This window comes from Bradyrhizobium sp. WBOS08 (assembly GCF_024585125.1).
Taxonomy (GTDB): domain Bacteria; phylum Pseudomonadota; class Alphaproteobacteria; order Rhizobiales; family Xanthobacteraceae; genus Bradyrhizobium; species Bradyrhizobium japonicum_B.
Map to the genome: position 1 here is coordinate 6,000,258 of NZ_CP028988.1, position 20,450 is coordinate 6,020,707.

Here is a 20,450-nt window from a genome sequence, read left to right on the forward strand (position 1 = left end):
TCTTTCGTCAGGTTTTCATCATGTTTTCAAAGTGCGTCACGCGTTTCGCGTGCGCGACGGCGTTGCTGGTCAGTCCTTGGCTGACGGCGGCGTCGCATTCGCAGACCCTCAATCTCGGGGCGGCGCTGCAGCGCGCGCTCGCGACCAGCCCCCGTTTGACCGCCGCCGAACGCGATATCGGGATCGCGACGGGCCAGCGCATTCAGGCGGGGGCGCTCCTCAATCCGGAACTGAGCTACGAACAGGATAACTCATTCGGTTCGGGCATCTATCGCGGGACGAAGTCGGCCGAGACGACGCTGCAGATCAGCCAGCTTTTCGAGCTGTTCGGCAAGCGCGAGGCCCGCATCGCGGCCGGCCAGGCCGGCGTCAACGGTGCGACGATCGAGCGCCAGGCGGTACGTCTGCAGATTCTGTCGGAAACGGCCATCGCGTTTCTGAACGTGCTCGGGCTGCAGCGGCGGATCCAGATCCTCGACGAGCAGGTCGCCGCCCTTGAGCGGCTGACGCCGTTGCTTCAGCGCCGGGTCGATGCCGGTGCGTCGTCGCCTGCCGAGACCGGCCGCGCCGAGGTCGCAGCGGCTCTGGTGAAGGCCGATCGCGAGCGCACCAAGGCGAACCTGGCCAGCGCGCGCCGCGAATTGGCGGTGCTCATGGGCGACACTTCCCCGAAATTCGGCGCCGTCTCCGGACGGCTCGACGCCACCACGCGCGCGCCATCGTTCCAGACGGTGATCGCCGCCATCGACGCCAACCCGCAACTGGTCCGGTGGAATGCGGTCTATGCGCAACGCAACGCCGAACTGCTGCTGGCGCGGCTCAGGCCTTATCCTGACGTTCGCCTTTCCGCCGGATGGCGACACTACAACGAGACCAACGACGACGCGGTGCGGCTCAGCCTCACGGTTCCGATCCCGATCTTCGATCAGAACCAGGGCAACATCCTCTCGGCCCAGCAGAACCTCGCCAAGACGCGGGCGGAACGCGAGGCGAACCGCAACACGCTGATCGTCGTCGCTGGACGGGCCTACGACAACGTTCAGGGCTCGCTGCGGGAACTCGCGATACTTCGCGACTCCGGAATCCCGAAAGCCCAGGCCGCCTCCAACGAGATCGAACAGGGTTACGGCGCCGGGCGCTTCTCGCTGCTCGAAGTGTTGGACGCGCAGGCCAACGTCACCCAGGCTCGTCTACGGGAGCAGGAGGCGCTGCAGAACTACCATGTCGCCGTTGCCACGATCGAAGGACTCGTCGGCAATCCCTTCGCTCTGGCGCGGGAGAGCGCACGATGAAGACTTCGAGCGCAATCGTCCTCGCACTGGTCGCGGCCGCCGCCGGCGCCTTCGGCTATCGCATGCTGACGCCCAAGGACGCGCCCGCCGCGACGCAGCAGGCCGCGAAGCAGGACGCGAAGGAGGAGAAGGCCGGCAACGAGCACGCCGAGAAGGACGAGCATGGCGCCGACCGCATCGTCATCAGCGATGTCAAGTTGGCGGCCGCCGGCGCCACCTTCGCCGAAGCGGGTCCTGCGACCCTGACCGAAACCTTGTCGTTCAACGGCGTGCTACGCGCCAATCAGGAGACCGTCGTCCAGGTCACGCCGCGCTTCCCCGGCATCGCGCGTGCGATCAAGCGGCGGATCGGCGACGTGATCGGCAAGGACGACTTGCTGGCGTCCATCGAAAGCAACCAGAGCCTGACGGTCTACGATCTCAAGGCGCCGATCGCCGGCACGGTGATCGACCGTCAGATATCGCTCGGCGAATACGTCTCCGAGCAGAAGCCGTCATTCGTCGTGGCGGACCTGTCGACGATCTGGGTCGACCTCTCGATCTACCGTCAGGATCTCAGGCGCGTCCGGATCGGGGACGAGGTCCTGATCGATCCGGACGATGGCGCGGGAGACATCAAGGGCAAGATCTCCTACCTGGCACCCGTCGGCGCAAGCGAGACCCAGACGGCGATCGCGCGCGTAGTTCTCTCGAACCCGGACGGACGGCTGCGGCCCGGACTGTTCGTGACTGCTCGTCTGATCCTTGCTGAGCGGAAGGTCGCGGTCGCCGTGCGCACCGGCGCGATCCAGACGTTCGAGAACAAGAGCGTCGTGTTCGTGCGCGAGGGTGACGACAAGCTCGAGGCGCGTCCCGTCGAGCTCGGAGATTCCGACCAGAAATTCGTGGAGGTCCGCGCCGGCATATCCGCCGGGGAAAGGTATGTCGCAGAGAATTCGTTCGTCGTGAAGGCGGAGATGGGCAAAGGAGAGGCCGAGCATGATTGAGCGCCTCATCGAATTCTCCATCCGCCAGCGCTGGCTGGTGATCCTCTTCGTGATGGGACTGTTGGCCTTCGGTGGCTGGAATTTCACCCGTCTGCCGATCGACGCGGTGCCGGACATCACCAACGTGCAGGTGCAGATCAACACGCAGGCTCCAGGCTATTCGCCGCTGGAGACCGAGCAGCGCATCACGTTCCCGGTGGAAACGGCAATGGGCGGGCTGCCCAAGCTCGAATACACCCGCTCCTTGTCGCGATATGGGCTGAGCCAGGTGACGGTCGTCTTCCAGGACGGCACCGACATCTACTTCGCGCGCCAGCTCGTCAACGAACGGATCCAGCAGGTCAAGGATCAGCTTCCCGTCGGCGTCGAAGTCGCCATGGGCCCCGTCGCGACGGGCCTCGGGGAAATCTTCCACTATACGGTCGAAGCCAAGCCGGGGGCGAAGGCGCCGGGCGGCAAGGAGTTCACGCCGAGCGATCTGCGGACGATCCAGGACTGGATCATCAAACCGCAGCTCCGCAACGTGCCGGGCGTCATCGAAGTCAACACGATCGGCGGATTCGAGCGCCAATTCCACGTGCTGCCTGATCCGGGCAAGCTCATGGCCTACAAGCTCGGTTTCCGCGACGTGATGACGGCGCTCGCCGCCAACAACGCCAACGTCGGCGCCGGCTACATCGAGAGGAACGGCGAACAGTATCTGGTCCGGACTCCGGGCCAGGTCGCCAACATCGCCGAGATCGAGGACATCGTGATCGGCTCGCGTGGCGGCGTCCCGGTACGGGTCAAGGACGTGGCGCAGGTCACCGAAGGCAAGGATCTCCGCACCGGCGCAGCGACCCTCAACGGAAAAGAGACGGTTCTCGGTACCGCCATGCTGCTGATCGGCGAGAACAGCCGTGCGGTGGCACAGCGGGTTCAAGCCAAGCTGAACGACATCGCCAAATCGCTTCCGGACGGCGTCGTCGCCCGCGCGGTCTATGATCGGACCCACCTCGTCGACGCGACGGTCAAGACGGTCGAGAAGAATCTCGTCGAGGGCGCGATCCTCGTCATCGTCGTGCTGTTCCTCATCCTCGGCAACTTCCGGGCAGCCCTAGTCACGGCCTGCGTCATCCCGTTGTCGATGGCGATGACGGTCACCGGTATGGTCGAAACGAAGGTCAGCGCCAACCTGATGAGCCTCGGGGCCATCGACTTCGGCATCATCGTCGACGGTGCAGTCATCATCGTCGAAAACTGTCTCCGACTGCTCGCGGAGGCGCAGCATGAGAAGGGCCGGCTGCTGAGCCTGGAAGAGCGGCTGGAGACGATCCGCAACGGGTCGGCAGAGGTCATCAAACCGAGCCTATTCGGAACGCTAATCATCGCGGTCGTGTACCTGCCGGTGCTGACCCTGACAGGGGTCGAAGGCAAGATGTTCACGCCGATGGCGCTGACCGTGCTGATGGCGCTTGCCGCAGCGGCGCTGTTCTCCGTCACCTTCGTGCCCGCAGCCGTCGCGATCGTGGTCACCGGCAAGGTGTCCGAGGAGGAGAACTTCTTCATGCGCGGCGCCAAGCGCGTCTATCTGCCGCTTCTAGACCGTGCAATCGCCTTCCGGGGCGTCGTGGCGGTCTTGGCGGTTGTGATCGTCGGCGCGAGCTTGTTCGCCGCGAGCCGCATGGGTGGCGAGTTCATCCCGAGCCTCGATGAGGGCGACGTCGCTTTGGCCGCGATCCGGATTCCCGGAACGAGCCTGACGCAGTCGCTAGATCTGCAGATGGCGCTGGAAAAGAGGATCCAGCAACTGCCCGAGGTGAAGGAGTTCTTCACCCGGACAGGCACGGCTGAGGTCGCTACCGATCCGATGGCGCCGTCGATGTCGGACGGGTACATCATGCTCAAGCCGCGCAGCGAGTGGCCGGACCCGGAGAAGCCGAAGGCGGAATTGGTCGAAGAGATCGAGAAGGCCGCCAACGACATTCCCGGCAGCAACTATGAGGTATCGCAGCCGATCCAGTTGCGCGTGAACGAGCTGATTTCAGGCGTCCGCAGCGACGTCGGCATCAAGATCTTCGGCGACGACCTCGACGTGCTGCAAGGAGCTGCCAGTCAGGTGCAGTCCGTAATTCAGGGCATCCGAGGGGCTACCGACGTGAAGACCGAGCAGGTCGCGGGCCTGCCGATCCTCACCGTCAAGCTCGACCGGCGGGCTCTGTCCCGCTACGGCCTCAGTGTCGGCGATGTGCAGAACATCGTGGAGATCGCCGTCGGCGGAAAAAGCGTCGGCAAGCTTTTCGAGGGCGATCGGCGATTCGATATCGTCGTGAGGCTTCCGGAGCGTCTGCGCGGCAACATCGAAGCGATTCGTGCGATCCCGATTCCGTTGCCTGCCGAGGAGCCAGGATCGGCTCCGATCACCAAGACCGCTTTGTCGGCAGGGTCCGGAGTACAGCCTCGCTACGTGCCGCTATCGTCGGTAGCGACCGTCGATTCCGCGCCAGGTCCGAACCAGATCAGCCGGGAGAACGGCAAGCGGCGCATCGTGGTGACGGCCAACGTACGCGAGAGAGATCTCGGTTCTTTCGTGTCCGAAGCGCAGGGTGCGGTCGCGCAGAAGGTCAAGCTCCCGGCGGGCTACTGGATCGGCTGGGGAGGGCAGTTCGAGCAACTGGTCTCGGCGACCAAGCGGCTGACCATCGTTGTTCCAGTGGCACTGCTGCTGGTGCTGCTGCTGCTCTTCATGAGCTTCGGATCGATCGCCGATGCGCTTCTGGTGTTCAGCGGCGTGCCGCTGGCGCTGACCGGCGGCGTGCTGGCGTTGTTGTTGCGGGGCATCCCGCTGTCGATCAGCGCGGGGGTCGGCTTCATCGCGCTGTCGGGCGTCGCGGTCCTCAACGGCCTGGTCATTATCGCGTTCATCAACCGGCTCAGGCAGGAAGGAAAGTCCGTGCTTGAGGCTGTCCATGAAGGCGCGGTGACCCGCTTGCGACCCGTGCTGATGACGGCGCTGGTCGCCTCGCTGGGCTTCGTTCCCATGGCGATCGCAACGGGCGCCGGCGCGGAGGTGCAGCGGCCCCTCGCTACCGTCGTCATCGGCGGCATCATCTCCTCCACGATTCTGACGCTGCTGGTGCTGCCGGCTCTTTACGTCTTGTTCCGAAAGGACTCCGCGCCGGCCCCTAAGCCGGACGATGTCGAAGGCGCTGCCGTGGAAAGCCACGCATGACCGAAGCAGCCCAGAAGATGAGACTTCGGGTCGGCGGGATGGACTGCGCGGCCTGCGCCACGAAGATCGAGAACGCCGTCTCGCGGATGCCCGGAGTGAGAGGCGTCGAGGTCTCGGTGACCGGCGGAAGCGTTTCGGTCGAACATGAGGGGGCTATCCAGCGGGAGACGGTCAGCCGCCAGATCGCGGCCTTGGGGTACGTCGTCGAGGACGAACGCCCCAAGACCAAGGAGGAGCCGGCGCACCATCATGATCATGGCAATGATCATGATGGTCACGGCCACGACCATCACGCCGCCTCCGGCCGGGAACTATGGTGGCGGTCGAGCAAAGTTGACGCGACGATCGCGAGCGGAACGGCGCTGGTGGTCGCCTTCGCCTTGGGAAAGGGCATCCCCAGCATCGAGAGTTGGGCCTTCCTGCTTGCGATGCTGGTCGGGCTGGTCCCCATCGCCAAGCGAGCATTTTTGGCGGCCTTCGCCGGAACGCCGTTCTCGATCGAGATGCTGATGACCATCGCGGCCGTTGGCGCGGTCTTCATCGGCGCGACGGAAGAAGCGGCGACTGTCGTTTTCCTGTTTCTGATCGGTGAACTTCTCGAAGGGTTCGCTGCGGGTCGGGCGAGGGCGAGCATCCGGGATTTGACCAAGCTCGTCCCGAAGATCGCCCGTCTCGAGGACTCCGATGGCCAAGTCAGCGAGGTGGAAGCCGAGACTCTATCCGTCGATGCTCTGATCCAGGTTCGCCCCGGCGATCGCATTCCAGCCGACGGTGTCATCGTATCCGGAGATAGCGCCATCGACGAGGCGCCCGTGACCGGCGAGAGCACGCCGGTCCGCAAGAAAGCCGGGGATGCCGTATTCGCCGGCACAGTGAACGGAGAGGCTCTGCTCCGGATCAAGGTCACCGCTGCCGCCCAGGACAACACCATCGCCCGGGTCGTCAAGTTGGTCGAGGAGGCCCAGGAATCGAAGGCGCCCACAGAGCGCTTCATCGACCGGTTCTCGCGCTACTATACGCCTGGCGTAGTGGTGGTCGCCACGATCGTAGCGGGCCTGCCGCCGCTCGTTTGGACAGGCGCAACCTGGCGCGAGTGGATCTACAAGGGATTGGCCATCCTTCTGATCGGTTGTCCCTGCGCGCTGGTGATCTCGACGCCGGCGGCCATCGCCGCAAGTCTCGCGTCCGGAGCGCGGCGGGGCCTGCTCCTGAAGGGAGGAGCCGTCCTCGAGCGCTTGCGCGACGTCACCGTCGCCTGCTTCGACAAGACGGGAACGCTCACCGCGGGCAAGCCAAAGGTCACGGACGTCGTCGGGTTCGGTCACGGGGAGGTCGAGGTATTATCGGTTGCCGCGTCGCTCGAGCGCGGCTCCAGCCATCCTCTCGCTCTCGCCATCCTGCAGGCGGCCTCCGACAAGAACGCTCGGCCGCAGCCGGTCGAGGACTTCGTAAATCTGGCGGGAGAAGGCGTCAGGGCGAATCTCGGGGGACGTACGGTCTTCCTCGGCTCACCCGCTGCGGCTGAACGGATCGTCCCGCTGGCCGAAGACCAGCGAAAGCTCGTCGAGGCGCTCAACGAACGGGGCAAGACGGTATCGGTACTCGTCGTCAATGGCGAGATCGCCGGCTGCATTGCCATGCGGGACGAGTTGCGGAGCGATGCCGTCGCCGCGCTGCGTCGCCTGGCCGACTCCAGGGTCCGTTCGGTCATGCTCACGGGCGACAATCCCCGTACCGCCGCGGCGCTTGCGCGCGATCTCGGCATCGACCATCGCGCGCAAATGATGCCGGAGGACAAGCAGCGCACCGTCGAGGCGTACAAGAACCAGGGTGAGGTGGTGCTGAAGGTCGGCGACGGCATCAACGATGCGCCGGCCCTCGCCGCTGCGGACGTCGGCGTGGCGATGGGTGGCGGCACCGACGTGGCGCTCGAGACGGCGGACGCCGCAGTCCTTCACGGGCGTGTCGCCGACGTGCCGGCAATGATCGATCTGTCCAGGCGGACGATGGGTGTCATCCGGCAGAATATCTCGATCTCACTGGGGCTGAAGGCGGTCTTTCTGGTCACCACGATCGCGGGGATCACCGGACTCTGGCCCGCCATCCTCGCCGACACCGGCGCGACCGTTCTGGTCACCATGAACGCGCTGCGGCTGCTCTCAATACCGGGCAGCGGCGGAGCGGGCGAGGGGGCGTCCACATGACCGCCAACGGGGTCCAAGCCGGCGACCGCGATCTGCGCCTCGATCTGTTCCGGGGGCTCGCTAACTGGGCGATCTTCGTCGACCACGTTCCGAACAACGCGGTCGCCTGGATCACGGCCCGAAACTACGGTTTCAGCGATGCCGCCGAACTGTTCGTGTTCGTGTCCGGATATACCGTGGCGTTCGTCTACGCGCGTATGGCGCGGGCAAGGGGCTTTCTCGCCGCCGCCCTTGGCGTTCTCGGCAGGGCATGGCAGCTCTATGTCGCCTACATCCTGCTGTTCGTCTTCTACGTCGTCACCATCGGATACGTCGCGCAACGGTACGGCCACGCCCACCTGCTCGACGAGTTCAACATCCGGCTTCTCATTCGAGACCCGGTCGAGTTCCTCAAGCACGGGCTCTTGCTCGAATACAAGCCGCTGAACCTCGACGTCCTGCCGCTCTACATCGCCTTGATGATCGCGTTTCCACCGCTGCTGTGGGTCCTCATGAGGTGGCCCAACGTCGCGCTGGTGATCTCGGCGGGCGTCTACGTCGCGGCACAGGTGTGGGGATGGAATCTAAGGGCGTATCCCGCCGGCCATTGGTACTTCAACCCGTTCGCATGGCAGTTCCTGTTCGTCATCGGCGCGTGGGTTGCGGTCGGGGGCGCGACTGCGGCGAGGACGCTCATCTATTCGAGGACGACGCTTGCCGCCGCCTGTCTCTTTCTCCTGTTTGCCGCGATCGTCACGCTCGCAGCGCGGACCGGCAACGCGGAAATGGTCCCCGAGCCCGTCCGGTCGCTGTTCATTCCGAACAACAAGACGCATCTCGCGCCGTACCGCGTCGTCCATTTTCTGGCGCTCGCGATCGTCGTCTCGCGACTGATTCCGAAGGAGGCGCCGTTCCTGTCAGCTCCTTGGCTTCGGCCGCTGCGGCTGTGCGGAGAGCGGTCGCTCGAAGTCTTCTGCGTAGGCGTATTCCTCGCCTTCGTCGCCTACTTCGCCATCGACCTCGTCTCCGATTCGCTCGCCTTCCAGATCGTCGTCAGTGTCGCCGGCATCGGCATCATGATCGCCTTCGCCTATTTCAAGACATGGACCAGGGCCTTTCGCGCGGCATCCGGCCGAAAAGCGCCAGAGCGCGAACCGATCCGTCAGCCACGACTAGCGCAAAGGGAGCGATAAGATGGGTTTCGACCAATACCACGAACCGCCGCAGGAGCTTTCGCAGGAGATCCGCACCTTCGCGCGGATGATGGCTTCGCTGATCGAGGAAGCCGAAGCGATCAATTGGTACGAACAGCGGATGTCGGTCGAGAAGGACAAGAAGGCTAAGGCCATCATGGCGAACGCGCAGAAGGAGGAGTTCAAGCATTTCGGGATGAACCTCGAATTTCTGCTGCGGCGGAAGAAGGAGTGGCGCGAGGAGCTCAAGGGAATCCTCTTCACGCAGGGCGACATCGTCAAGCTCGGCGAGAAGGCCGAGAAGGCGGTCGACTGATCGCATGACCGCCGGAGCAGCCGGAATGGAACGACGTGGAGACCAGCGCCGGAGGGTTCTCAAGAAGGGATCGATCGAGTTCGGAAGCTCCGCGATCGATTGCTCCATCCGGAATCTCAGCGATCGCGGCGCGATGTTGGAGGTTGAAAGTCCGCTCGGAATCCCTCGCGAGTTCACGCTTGTGGTGCCGGCGGACGGAACACGGCGCGCGTGTCGTGTCGCGTGGGTCAAGGAGAAGCGGTTGGGTGTGGAGTTCGAAGAGTGAGTTCGGCTCGGCAGCGGAGGCGCAAATGAGGAAGTATGGACCCTTTTTGGCGCTCGGAAGCATCTTGAGTCTGATCGCGGCCATAGGCGCCGCCGAGGGTCGCGGCAGTATCGCGAGCGAACGCCCGTATGCCGCGGAACACATCGACTTGCTTCCGGTCGACATCCGTCACGGCCTGGCCCGTCTGGAGCGTCCATGCGGCGGGAAAGCTGCAGCGACGCACTACTTCTCTACGACCATCGATGCCGGCGGCCTGCACTTCAGGTCGTTGCATTTCGAAAACTTCGCCTGCGAACGGCGAGAAGCCATCTGCCGGGCGGAACGATGCCTTCATGAAGTCTACCTGGAGCGGGGTGGCCGTTCGCGCCGTGTCTTCAGCGCCTATGTCGACGACATGAAGCTGATCAACGCCGGCGGGACCGTCGCATTGGAGCTCGAGGGAGGCCGGCCGGCGATACTACGTTGGAACGGACGCACATTCGCGCCCGTCCATTCATTCGGAAAGGGCCAAGAGCGGTGACGTCATCGATCATCTCGCATCTTCATTTCGGTGGCGCCGACATCTCCCTTTGGAAGAAGTTCCGGCTGTTCTTCACCGTGGGCGTCGTCGTGCTGCTTCTGAGTGCGGCGAAGGTCGCGGTCCACTACTTCGGATTCGAGTTCCTCGATCTCAACGGCCTGCTGACCAGCGGCATCGGCGGTGCCGTGTTCATCGTCGGCTTTCTGCTGTCGAGCATCCTCCAGGACTACAAGGAGGCGGAGAAGATCCCGGCCGATCTCAGGAATTCCATCGAGGCGATCGAAGGCGACCTCACTTGCTTCGCGCAGACCAACGATGCCTTCGACCTGCGGAAGGCGCGGCTGTTGTTGCTTGCCTTGATCGACAGGCTCCGCGAGGGCCTCGGGCACAAAAACGGCCACAAGAACGTTCCTCCCGCCCTCGATGAGCTGGCCAAGCTGACGCCGATCCTGGGTCGGCTCGAGGGCATGGGCATGGCCGCGAACTTCGTCGTCCGCCTCCGGACGAACCAGGACGTGATCCGGAGAGCCTTGCTCCGGATCTACACCATTCAGCGCGTCGAGTTCGTGCCGTCCGTGCACGTGCTGGTGCAGACGCTGGTGTTCTCGATCGTACTGCTGCTCCTGCTGCTGAAGACGGAAGGCGACCCGGCATCTGCACTGCTGTTCGGCTTCATCACCTTCATGTTCGTCTACGTCCTCTACCTCGTCCGCCTCCTAGAGCAGCCGTTCGCCAAGGGGCACGGCTCGGTGGACGACGTGAGCTTCTTCCTGCTCGACGAACTCGAGCGAAACCTGCGCCGGACGCTCGAAGATCCGGACGGCGGCGCCCAAAATACGACCGCGACGGGAGATTGACACATGCACGGAGGAGGATCCGTCGGAACGGCCGGCGCTAGACACGCGAAGAGGCTCGCTTGGGCCCTCGCGATGACCGCGACCTACATGATTGCGGAGGTCATCGGAGGACTTGTGACCGGCAGCTTGGCGCTGCTCGCGGACGCCGCCCACATGCTAACCGACGTCGGCGGACTCGCGCTGGCGTTGCTCGCGATCCGCTTCGCCGCCCGCGAAGCGACCCCGCAGCGGACCTTCGGCTACCTTAGGATGGAGGTTTTGTCGGCGCTGGCCAATGCGGTCGTGCTGCTGCTGCTGACGGTCTACATCCTGTACGAAGCCTATCAGCGCTTCCTGTCGCCCCCCGAGGTCTTGAGCGGACCGATGCTCATCGTCGCCGCCATCGGCCTGGCCGTCAATCTGGTCAGCATGTGGCTGCTCTCGAGCGGGTCGTCCGAAAGCCTGAACGTCAAGGGCGCGTACTTCGAAGTGCTGAGCGACATGCTCGGATCGATCGGCGTGATCGTGGCCGCGCTGCTCATGATGTGGAAGGGCTGGGTTCTCGCAGACCCGATCATCGGCGCAGGCATCGGATTGTTCATCGTGCCCCGGACGTGGTCGCTCCTCAGCCAAGTCACGCACATCCTGATGGAGGGGACCCCGCCCAACGTCGATACCGGTGCCATCGAGAAGAAGCTGCTTGCCATCCCGGGAACCGTGGCCGTCCACGATCTGCACGTCTGGACCGTCACGTCCGGCTTCGACGCCATGAGTTGCCACCTCCTCGTCACCGACATGTCGGCGGGCCGGGAGGCGCTGCGCGAGGCCCGGAACCTGATGAAGGCGGAATACGGCATCGAGCACACGACGATCCAAATCGAGGACGAGGCCATGAGAGCTGAGGAAACCGTGCTCCATGTCTGAGCCGGGTCACCGAAGCGCCGACCATGATCACCGGCATCATCATGGTGCCGACCGGCACGATCATGACCGCGATCACGATCATGGCGGGCTCGGTCACGTCCACGCTCCGGCGAGCTTCGGCAAAGCCTTTGCCATCGGCATCGGGCTGAACACCGCTCTGGTCGTGGCCGAAGCCGTCTATGGCTACCTCGGAAATTCGACGGCACTGATGGCAGACGCCGGGCACAATCTGAGTGACGTACTCGGCCTGGTCGTGGCGTGGGCCGCGTCAGTCGCCTCGAAGCGAGCGCCCAGCGGCCGTTTCACCTACGGTCTGAAGGGGGCGTCGATCCTGGCGGCGCTTGCGAACGCCGTGTTTCTTCTCGTCGCGACCGGCGCCATCGGATGGGAATCCATATTGCGGCTGTACGAACCGGAGCCCGTCGCCGGCCTGACCGTGATGGTGGTCGCCGCCATCGGCATCGTCGTCAACGGCGCCACGGCCATGCTGTTCGCGAGCGGCCGCAAGGGCGACATCAACATTCAGGGGGCATTTCTGCACATGGCAGGCGACGCCGCCGTTTCGGCCGGCGTCGTGGCGTCAGCAGCGCTCATCCTCTGGACCGGTTGGCTTTGGCTGGATCCTGGAATGAGCCTGGTCATCTGCGCCGTCATCCTGTGGAGCACATGGAGCCTTCTGCGCGGCTCGGTCGCGATGTCATTGAGCGCGGCACCGGCCGGAACCGACATGGAAGCCGTCCGGTCGTTTCTGCTGCAGCGGCCGGGCGTAGCCAAGATCCACGACCTGCATATCTGGCCGATCTCCACGACGGAAACGGCGATCACGTGTCATTTGGTCATGCCTACCGGACATCCCGGCGACGATTTCCTGATGGAATCGGCCCGGCTGCTCAGGACAGAGCACAAGATCGGACACGCGACCCTGCAGATCGAGACCGACGAGAACAACGCGTGCGCGCTGGCGCCCGACGACGTGGTCTAGCGTGGATGAGGGAGAGGACGACAAGCTCGAGCGCCTTCACCGTCTCAAGTCGGCGCTCGAAATCGAGATCGACGTGGGAAACGAAAGAGGGAGGGTAGCATGCCCGAACTGTCCGCACGATGGCGACTGGCGAACGGAGGTCGGCGGCTGGGTGTTTTCCTGCGAGGAATGCGGTGTGCGCGTAGACGGCAGATTTCCTGCCAGACGCGTCGCGAATTGAGGGCGGTCGTGACAAAGGAAGCTCCGAAGGGCAGGGGATGGGCAAAAGGGTTCGACAGCCAAATATTCGGGAGGGGGCTGAGGTTACTTTTCGTGGCCTGTAGCCTGCTGTGCTGGCTGGCATCGCCGTCGTACGCCCAGAGCGCCCGCGAGTTCGCGCGGGAAGGGTTTGCGGCAAAGGACAGGAAGCAGTTTCCGCTGGCCATCCAATTGTTCAGCGAGGCAATCAAACAAGGGCAATTCACTCCCGAGCAACGCGGCTTCATCCTGTACGGGCGAGGGGTATCGTATGACGCGCTAGGACTGCGCGATCTCGCCCTGGGCGATTTCGACGCGGCGATAGCGCTGCTGCCCGAGTTCCCGAATTCCTACGTGTATCGCGCTCTGGCATGGAGCGATCGACGGGAATTCGACAAGTCACGGGACGATCTCATGCAGGCGCTGCGGCTGAACCCGACCAGCGCGCTCATTCACAACAATCTCGGTTCGGTTTACGAACGCAAAGGCGAGGTGGACAAGGCGATCGAAAGCTATGGGGAGGCGATCCGGCTCGATCCCACGGCGGCACAAGCCTTCTACAACCGCGCCCATGCCTTCATCGCGAAGCAGGACTATCGGGCCGCGATATCGGACTACGACCGGGCGATCGACCTGCAGCGCGACTTCGCGGACGCCTACAGCAACCGGGGCGGCATGTATCTCCTGCTGGGCGACACCGACAAGGCGATCGGAGATTTCGACGAGGCGATCCGTCTCAAGGGCACCGATCCGATCTTCTGGTCGAACAGGGCGAGCGCCTACATGACGATGGGACGCTATAAGGATGCATTGGCCGATTTCGACCGCGCCCAAACGATCGATCCTGGCAACCCAGCGACTTATCTCGGACGAGGACGAGCTCGGCTCTATTCGAACGAGATCTCGGGGGCGATCGAAGACCTGCGTGTCGCCGCGAGACTCAGGCCGACGAACGCCTTTCCCGCCATCTGGATGCACATCGCCCGCATCCACCAGGGCAATCCGGACCGCGAGGAACTTGAGCGGAACGCGGCGAGAGTGGATCGCTCCCAGTGGCCGGCTCAGGTCCTGGACTTCTACTTGGGCAAACTGGACATGGACCGGGTGCGCGAAGACGCCGGCAGCGGTGTGGGCGCCGAAGCCGAAAGGCGGCTATGCGAGGCGGACTTCTTCGTCGGTGAGTTCCTAAGCCACCGCCAACAGAAAGCCGACGGCCGCCGGATGCTTCGGACGGTCGTGGATCGGTGCCGTCCCGTGGACATCATCTTCGCCGCTGCTCAAGCCGAGCTGCGCGACGACAAAGAGGCGAAGTAGCGGAGGCCCGCGTCGTCGACCACGGGGTACCTTCAAATTCAATGCGAAAGGATGGACGTGGTTCGCCGCGAAAGTGAGAAGGAGGATGCGGAATCGCGCCGCATGTCCAAGGTTCAGCGCGTTTTCTTCGTCGTTGGACTATTGACGCTGATAGCATTGTCATCCGGCTCGATCGGCATCGTGCTGTATCGTGCGTTTCCCGACAGCAATTGGGTCACGCTAGTCGCTCCGCTGGGCGCAGCGGCCGCCGTGGTCGCTCTACGGAAGCTATTCGCTGCCTGAGTTTCGGCGCACTCTCGGCGGCGTTTGAGGAGCCGTTCGGCTGCCGTTGCGTCGGCAGCCGAACGGACGCGCGGTTTCGCGTCTAGCAGGCTCGTTTACTTGCGGCCTTCATGCTGCCAGTGAGCGGTGACTTCGTCGCCTGATTTCGTTAGATGGACGTGCTGGTCCACATGATCGATCCAGGACACGGGGATGAAGTGATGGTGGTCGCCGTCGGGCGAACTCTGCTTGGTGAGCTTTATCTTATCGCTACCCTCCAGATGGTCGACCTTTCCCACGGTCTTCTTGTCCGAAGAAATCACGTCCATATGCTCTTTGATCTGCGATGTGTCCGGCATGGGGTATCCTCCAGTGAGTGGAAAGGATGCAACGCCCCCGTACCGGGAAGGTTGCTTTCGCTCGGCTGAAGGATGTCCCACGGGGAATCTGATTACCGGCGTGAAATATCAACAGCGCGATGCAAAGCAGTGACGGCTTTCTCAAGTCGCTCATTGAGCTCTAATGAGCACGTCCATCATTTCCTGAATGACCGACATGATTTTGGCATTCGCCGCATAGGCATTCTGAAGCTGGATCAAGTTCGACATCTCCGAGTCCAGGTTGACGCTGGAGGTCGAATTGAACTTGGCCTGGAGCGTCGAGACGACGACGTTCTGGCCCTGCTGAAGTTGGGTCGCCTGCGTCGCGGCATTACCCTGGACGCTCAGGAACTGCTGGAGGTAGCTCGAGATGCTGCCGGTAAATGGCTGGCTCGACGAGCCGAGTCCAGTCTGCGGTGAGTAGGAGTACACCGCCGTCGTGAGCTGCGAGTAGAGATAGTCCGAGCGAGTGGTGTCGCCCGCGGGCGTCGCCGGCGAGGTGTTGTAGACCGAAAGCTTGCTCGGATCGGAGGCGAGCTGCGTATTGACGGCGATGCGACCGGCAAGGCCGGTCATCTGAGAGCCCGATGCCGATATCGCGCCGGTATAGAGGGCCTGTCCGCCATCGGTGAACAACGGAATCTGCGGATTGCCGGAAGTCAGCGACGAGATCGTCTTGGTGCTGGAGGACGAATTGACCTTGGTAAGGCCGGTGCTGTCGCCGGTAACCCGCAGCGTAGTGGCCGTCGCCGGCAATGGGGCTGCGGCGAACGACAAATTCGTGCCGGACAGCGCGGTGTTGAGTGCCGAAGCGATCGCGCCCATACCGCCCGAGAAATTCAACCCGATCCGCAGGGGATTGGCGTTGGTCGCGTTCTGGAGCGGCAGTGCCGCCGGATCGGTGACGTTGACCAGCGTGATCTGGTGCTGGGTGTTGGTGGCCGTATCCGTGTAGGTGATGTTAACGGTGTTGCCAGGCTGCGCGCCGGCGAGTTCAAGGTCGAAACCGGCTGGCGGGCCGGAGACCGTGCTGCCGGCCGTGGTCTTGTCCGACAGCGCGCTCGACATCGCGGCGGCGAGTTGGTCGATCTGATTCTGCGCCTGCACCAGCGTCTGGTCGCGCAGCTTCAGATCGGCCGCCATCTGGCCTGAGGATACCACGTTGTTGGCGACGACGTCGATCATCGAGCCGTTCGGCAGTTTGACGTTGAGTGCGCCGACGCCGGACCTGGTCGGATCGATGTTGTAGAGCGAGGTCGCCGAGAGGGCACCGGCAGATGAGAACGTGAATTGCGAGGCGAGACCCGCACCGACCAGTTGGATACCCGTCGTTGTGTAGATGTTGGCCTGGTTCGAGCCGTCGGTGGTGACGCGGAGGTCGACATATTTCGACAGCGTGTTGATGGCCTGATCGCGCTGATCCATCAGCGTCGCGGCGGACGGATCGTTAGCCGACAGGCCCTGCAGCTTGGTGTTGATGTCGGCGACCTTCTGCATGGCCGCGTTCGCCTGCTGCGCCGAGGTCCCGAGATCCTGTTCGACATTGGAGCGGAGCGACTGGATACCCTTGGTGGTGACGTTGAGCTGTTGTGCCAACGCCTGCGCCGCGCCGAGCGCCACCCTATGCGCCGACGACGAGCCAGCACTGGTCGAGAGCGCCTGCAGCGACGTGGTGAAGTTGTTCAGCGCGGTTTCGAGCGTGCCGCTGTTGCCGGGCGTGCCATACACATTCTGAAGCTGCTTCAGGATGCTCGCCATCTGGTCGGCGTAGCCGCTTCCGCCGGTCTCGGTGCGGAGCTGGTTCAGCACATAGGTGTCGAGCTCCCGGCTGACGCCTGTCGTCATCGCGGTCGAGCCGAAGTCGCCGGTGGTGACCTCGATCTGGTTCGGTGTCTGCGCGACGTAGCCCGGCGTCTGCGAATTCGCGACGTTCGACGAGACGATCGAAAGCGCGGCCTGATTGGCACGCAGACCGCTCATCGCGCTGGCAAGGGCGGAGTTTAGGCTCATGGTGAAGCTCGTTCTCGATCGAAACAAGAGGCGGAGTGACGTGTTCCGAAATTCGCAAGAACTGTGCCAACGATGAAAACTGCAGAAACACGCTTAGATCTGCAGTATTCGGCGTCTTCCGCGTGCTCGCGCGCGGAGCGCGGGTAACAATTGCCTGAGATTCTCATGCAAAAATTGCTTGAGTGAATCTGCTTTCGGCTCTCGCACGCCGGGAACAAAGCAACGTTGCTCGGCGCCCTGCGCTCACAAGGCGATCGTTAGTCGTGTGTAAATTGGTCGCAACCGGACTCTTCCGCAGAAGGGAACGTCACGATGACGTGTGACTTAGTTAACGACTGATGAGAGAGGGACTCGGAACATGAAGAAGCTTGGTCTTTTGGTATTCGGCTTGGCCATCTCGTTCGCTCTGCCGGCTACGGCGGAGACGGTGATCGTCAAGAAGGGCGGACATCATGGTGGATACGGCGCGCGGGCAGAGATGCGCGGCCATTATGGCGCCGGCATGTACCGCGGCATGAGAACGCACGGAAACCGGACCGTCGTCATTAAGCGCGGGCACGGCCACCGCTATTGAAAACTTCGCGGAACGCCAGGCGAGGTGTCCTCCCCAGCAACTCGGCCTGGCAGCGACGCGAAGAAAAAGGCCGCCCTCCGGGGCGGCCTTCTGGTTTTCTCTATCGGAGAGGGGGGCGCGTCGAAATCCGCATCAGGAATCCAGAAGCCCGCCTCGTCGGAGAGAACGGCCGTCAGGGCGCTTCCAAGGTAGTTTCCAGCCGCTGACAGTGTTGACTGAAAACGCTGTTGCCAGCGCCGTTTCCGCCGACGCGATCCAGTCGTTGGCGATGCACGCTACGCGTGGCCGACGTGGCGGTCAGAACTGCGAGCGAACGCGCACGCCGAAGATCGATGCCGGACCGCGGTCGCGGTTGTAGGCTGGGTTGACGACGAGCTGGTAGTCCAGCGTGGCTCGCCACGACCACAGCGGAAAGCTGTAGTAGGTTTCGATGATCTTCTCGGGGCCGGCATTCGGCAGGCGTCCATCGCCGACGAGAATGCCGAGACCGCCCGCATCGAGGTAGGTCCGGCGCGCTTGCGAGATACCGTTCACCACGCCGGCGATTCCGAACGTGTCGTTGGGTCTGTTCCATGAAGATCCCGCGAGCGACAGGCCGGCGGCAACCGTCGTATCGATGTCGGTGAATTCGTAGGACTCCTTGGAGCCGTCGGCGACGCCGGCTCTGGCGAAGACGCCGAGGTCCTTCGTGACCTCCTGCTCCAGGTTGACGCTGATGCCGGCCCGGCTCTGATAGCGCCGGACCAGGGCGGTGTCCGCGGCTGTGCCCGTCGCTTGCGCGAGCGCAACGGCGTCGTCGAAGCGACCCATGCGCCCGCGCGTCAAGAAACCCGTAACCGCGACCTTGCCCGGCTTGCCCCAGATCTCATGGCGATGTTCGATCTCTCCGATCCACTGGAATTGGGAGAACGTCGGATCCAGCTCGGTGCTGTTGGGAACGGTCGACAGATCGAACAAGCCGCCGCGGAATGTCCAGTCGCCCTTGTACCACTCGACGGCGGCGCCGTATGTGAAGCCCCAGGCGTCGGCGGCGTAGTCGAACGTGCCGGTGTCCACGATCGACCAGTTCATGAAATCCTTGCGCGGGTCGTGGGCGTACTTGTTGGTGTCGAAGACGTCGGTGACGGCGAATTTTCCCACCGTCAGGACCAAGCGGTCGGCACTCTGCGTGCCGGCGAACTGGTTGATGTCGGCGTCGACCTTCTTGGTCTCTCCGCCGAGGTCGAACGTCTGACGGAAGAAGGCGCGGGGAATGCGGGCGTAGGGCGCAGCGGATCCGACCTTGTAGGCCTCGCCGCTCGGAAATCCGGCCACACCCAAGGTCGAGCTCAAGCCGAACCCCTGATCGATCTCCGGGTTGACCCAGAACTCTCCGCCTTGCCACGGCCTGAACCCGGCGTAGAGCGTCACGTCCCAGGTCTGACGGGTCTGGTTCGGAATGAGGCTGTTCGTCCCCGTGTAGGGCGAGCGGAAAGGCGCCGCATACTGCTGCAGATAGGTCGTCTGCCCATGGATGCTGAACTGGTCGGTTTCGAAGGGCATCAAGCCGTCCTCGAGAACCTTCTGCCCATTTTGACCGAAGCGGTAGTTGAGGCCGAGGCGGGCGGTCTGCACCGCGAGATCCGAGGACAGACGCTGCGTGCCGCCAAACCCTTTCTCCTTCGCGCCGAAGTCCGTGTAGAGATATTCGAACCGCGCCGACCAGTTTGCCGACAGGGCGACTTCGGCGCCGGCGCCCCAGGCGGAGCCGAGCCGAGTGAAACCGATCTTGTCTCCCGGGGTGCCGTCGAGCGGGTCGAGCGTCGCCTGATCGTAGCTCCATGCGAAGCCGCCTGTTGCGTAGAACAACCAGGGTCCCGGCGCATAGCCCAAGCGAGCGCGCAGCGTACCCGACGTCAGGACGGTTTCCTTCAAGGTCGCCGGTCCCTGCGCGGTGCCGACGGCGGCCGTCCCGGAGATCGTGTTCGGAAAGGTGAGATCGCCCTCGACGCCGACGACCATGCGTGAGGGCAGCACGTGATTGTATCCGGCGCTCAGTCCGAGAGCGTAGGAGCCGGTTCCCTTGAACGCGTTGAGGGAGTTCGTCAGGTCGATCGATCCGGACGACGGAGCCAGTCCCGGGGCGCCGAAAGCGTACTGCGAGGACCCGACGCCATAGGCGAAATGGCCACCGACGAAGGGGCCGCTCCAGTCGACGGCCTGGCCGGGCCGGACCCCGCCGAGATCGGCTGAAAGTCCCTCGGCGGCCGGACCGCCCGCCAGGATCATGCCGATGATGATCTTCTTAATCGCGTCGAGCGTCCGCCTCTTCATACCGCTTTCGATACGGCGGCGGCCGCTTGGCAACAATTTGAATCTAGCCTGCACGCCGCCAATCCCGTCGCTGGATTGACCAGGGCGTGCGTTCGCCGCGAAATGTTTCACAGCGACCCTGCAGCACCCGCGGTTGTGCATACCCGTTTAGGACCCCGCCCAGTCGCAAGCGACCTCGAACGCTCGACGCCGCGAGGGTAGGTGATGGAGCGCGATGGTGGACGACACGCATCTGGAGATGACCCAGTGAACCCATCCAGCCTTATTGCGAATAGTTCTTAGTTGCAAGAAGTGCTATTGGACAGGTAATCGTTTAACACTGTCGACGTGATGGATTTGCAACAGTCGTTGGAGGCGCTGCGCCCAGTGCCCGCGGTGAGCGCGATCGAGGTGGATATCGGTGCCGGCCTCCGGATCGTGTTTCGGCGCCTGCGTGGGCCTCTAAGTTCTTCTGGAGATCGAATCGCTCTGCCGGGTCACCGGGTCTTCTCCGGCGGAGGTCCGGGCGTGGCGCGGGGGAGTTGCCTCGCGCCGCCGTCCGATGCCTCTCTCGTCGGCAGAAACGGGGGTCTCAGCAGGGTTCGACAAGGAGATGGGTGGGTGGCTTCACCATCGAGTATTCCGGACCGCCCTGCGGCCGGACATGGTGACCC

17 protein-coding genes are annotated in these 20,450 nt (G+C 63.5%); 14 read left to right on the plus strand and 3 right to left on the minus strand.

Annotation, left to right across the window (positions count from 1 at the left end):
• Positions 1 to 20 precede the first annotated feature (20 nt).
• The 13 genes from ihpA to DCM80_RS28330 all read left to right on the plus strand — a co-directional run bounded on the left by ihpA (position 21) and on the right by DCM80_RS28330 (position 14,541).
• On the plus strand, positions 21 to 1,292 hold the full coding sequence (ihpA, locus tag DCM80_RS28270; RefSeq protein ID WP_257194693.1) for a divalent metal ion exporter subunit IhpA: 1,272 nt from the start codon (positions 21 to 23) through the stop codon (positions 1,290 to 1,292).
• Complete coding sequence (gene ihpB, locus DCM80_RS28275) at positions 1,289 to 2,278, plus strand: divalent metal ion exporter adaptor subunit IhpB (protein WP_257194694.1); 990 nt, start codon at positions 1,289 to 1,291, stop codon at positions 2,276 to 2,278. The genes ihpA and ihpB overlap by 4 nt, the downstream gene beginning before the upstream one ends.
• Positions 2,271 to 5,489, plus strand: coding sequence for an efflux RND transporter permease subunit (locus DCM80_RS28280; protein ID WP_257194695.1), 3,219 nt, complete (start codon positions 2,271 to 2,273; stop codon positions 5,487 to 5,489). The genes ihpB and DCM80_RS28280 overlap by 8 nt, the downstream gene beginning before the upstream one ends.
• A complete protein-coding gene (locus tag DCM80_RS28285) occupies positions 5,486 to 7,693 on the plus strand; it encodes a cation-translocating P-type ATPase (protein WP_257194697.1) in 2,208 nt (735 codons plus the stop codon). The genes DCM80_RS28280 and DCM80_RS28285 overlap by 4 nt, the downstream gene beginning before the upstream one ends.
• A complete protein-coding gene (locus DCM80_RS28290; RefSeq protein WP_257194698.1) occupies positions 7,690 to 8,865 on the plus strand; it encodes an OpgC domain-containing protein in 1,176 nt (391 codons plus the stop codon). The genes DCM80_RS28285 and DCM80_RS28290 overlap by 4 nt, the downstream gene beginning before the upstream one ends.
• 1 nt (position 8,866) lies before the next feature.
• Positions 8,867 to 9,181: a hypothetical protein gene (locus DCM80_RS28295; protein WP_257194699.1), complete on the plus strand. Its 315-nt coding sequence runs from the start codon at positions 8,867 to 8,869 to the stop codon at positions 9,179 to 9,181.
• 25 nt (positions 9,182 to 9,206) lie between these two features.
• Positions 9,207 to 9,446, plus strand: a complete 240-nt coding sequence (locus DCM80_RS28300) for a PilZ domain-containing protein (RefSeq protein WP_257180730.1) — start codon at positions 9,207 to 9,209, stop codon at positions 9,444 to 9,446.
• A 64-nt stretch (positions 9,447 to 9,510) separates the two neighbouring features.
• Entirely contained in the window at positions 9,511 to 9,966 is a 456-nt protein-coding gene (locus tag DCM80_RS28305) for a hypothetical protein (protein WP_257194700.1), read from the plus strand.
• Positions 9,963 to 10,823: a hypothetical protein gene (locus DCM80_RS28310; protein ID WP_257194701.1), complete on the plus strand. Its 861-nt coding sequence runs from the start codon at positions 9,963 to 9,965 to the stop codon at positions 10,821 to 10,823. Before DCM80_RS28305 ends, DCM80_RS28310 begins: the two co-directional genes overlap by 4 nt.
• 3 nt (positions 10,824 to 10,826) lie before the next feature.
• Positions 10,827 to 11,726 (plus strand): cation diffusion facilitator family transporter, encoded by a 900-nt coding sequence (locus DCM80_RS28315; protein ID WP_257179752.1) that lies wholly within the window; start codon positions 10,827 to 10,829, stop codon positions 11,724 to 11,726.
• Complete coding sequence (locus tag DCM80_RS28320; RefSeq protein WP_257179753.1) at positions 11,719 to 12,708, plus strand: cation diffusion facilitator family transporter; 990 nt, start codon at positions 11,719 to 11,721, stop codon at positions 12,706 to 12,708. Before DCM80_RS28315 ends, DCM80_RS28320 begins: the two co-directional genes overlap by 8 nt.
• A 312-nt stretch (positions 12,709 to 13,020) precedes the next feature.
• Complete coding sequence (locus DCM80_RS28325) at positions 13,021 to 14,259, plus strand: tetratricopeptide repeat protein (RefSeq protein ID WP_257194702.1); 1,239 nt, start codon at positions 13,021 to 13,023, stop codon at positions 14,257 to 14,259.
• Between the two features lie 51 nt (positions 14,260 to 14,310).
• Entirely contained in the window at positions 14,311 to 14,541 is a 231-nt protein-coding gene (locus DCM80_RS28330) for a hypothetical protein (RefSeq protein WP_257179755.1), read from the plus strand.
• Between the two features lie 95 nt (positions 14,542 to 14,636).
• Here the strand turns inward: DCM80_RS28330 and DCM80_RS28335 are convergent, their stop codons facing one another.
• Positions 14,637 to 14,879 (minus strand): DUF2171 domain-containing protein, encoded by a 243-nt coding sequence (locus DCM80_RS28335; protein ID WP_257179756.1) that lies wholly within the window; start codon positions 14,877 to 14,879, stop codon positions 14,637 to 14,639.
• Between the two features lie 150 nt (positions 14,880 to 15,029).
• On the minus strand, positions 15,030 to 16,910 hold the full coding sequence (gene flgK / locus DCM80_RS28340; RefSeq protein ID WP_257194703.1) for a flagellar hook-associated protein FlgK: 1,881 nt from the start codon (positions 16,908 to 16,910) through the stop codon (positions 15,030 to 15,032).
• Between the two features lie 358 nt (positions 16,911 to 17,268).
• On the opposite strand from flgK, the gene DCM80_RS28345 reads away from it, so the two are divergent.
• Positions 17,269 to 17,484 (plus strand): hypothetical protein, encoded by a 216-nt coding sequence (locus DCM80_RS28345; RefSeq protein WP_257179758.1) that lies wholly within the window; start codon positions 17,269 to 17,271, stop codon positions 17,482 to 17,484.
• Positions 17,485 to 17,781: 297 nt separating this feature from the next.
• On the opposite strand, the gene DCM80_RS28350 is transcribed toward DCM80_RS28345, so the two are convergent.
• Positions 17,782 to 19,797 (minus strand): carbohydrate porin, encoded by a 2,016-nt coding sequence (locus tag DCM80_RS28350; RefSeq protein WP_257194704.1) that lies wholly within the window; start codon positions 19,795 to 19,797, stop codon positions 17,782 to 17,784.
• Positions 19,798 to 20,450: the final 653 nt, after the last annotated feature.